General features: G+C 65.2%; 1 protein-coding gene. It reads right to left on the reverse strand.

What is annotated here, in order from left to right; all coding sequences use genetic code 11:
• Positions 1-460, reverse strand: a 460-nt coding sequence (locus tag FCI23_RS55995; protein ID WP_246144957.1) for a transposase, incomplete at its 3' end; no start/stop codon positions are given.
• Between the last annotated feature and the right edge of the window lie 135 nt (positions 461-595).

Raw genomic sequence — 595 nt, forward strand, 5'->3', positions numbered from 1 at the left:
CGCGGTCGAGGGGCCGGTTCTGCCACTCGGCCATGCCTTCCATGACCTTGTCGGTGATGTTCGAGATCGTCTGCTTCGACACCTCCGCGCCGTAGACCTCGGCCAGGTGGGCCGAGATCTCTCCGTGCGTGAGGCCCTTCGCGGACAAGGACAGCACCATCTCGTCGACGCCGGTCAGGCGCCGCTGGCGCTTCTTGACGATCTGCGGCTCGAAGGTGCCGGCCACGTCACGCGGGACCTTGACCTCGACCGGTCCGACGTCGGTCAGCACCGTCTTGGCACGGGTGCCGTTGCGGCTGTTGCCGCTGTTCTTACCGGCCGCCTCATGCTTGTCGTAGCCGAGGTGATCAGTGATCTCGCCCTCCAGGGCGGATTCGAGCACCCGCTTCGTCAGCTGCTGCAGCAGCCCGCCCTCCCCAGTCAGCTGCAGGCCCTCCGACCTGGCCCGGTCCACCAACATCGAGATCAGCTGGTCATCCGGCACCCCTCCGGACACCGCCGGACCAGCGGCCTCGATTGACTTCAACTCCACACTCTGCACAGTCACTTGGCGTCTCTTCCTTGATCGGCAGATCCGCCGTTAGTTTTACACTCC

Source organism: Actinacidiphila oryziradicis (assembly GCF_005047355.1).
Classification (GTDB): Bacteria; Actinomycetota; Actinomycetes; order Streptomycetales; family Streptomycetaceae; genus Actinacidiphila; species Actinacidiphila oryziradicis.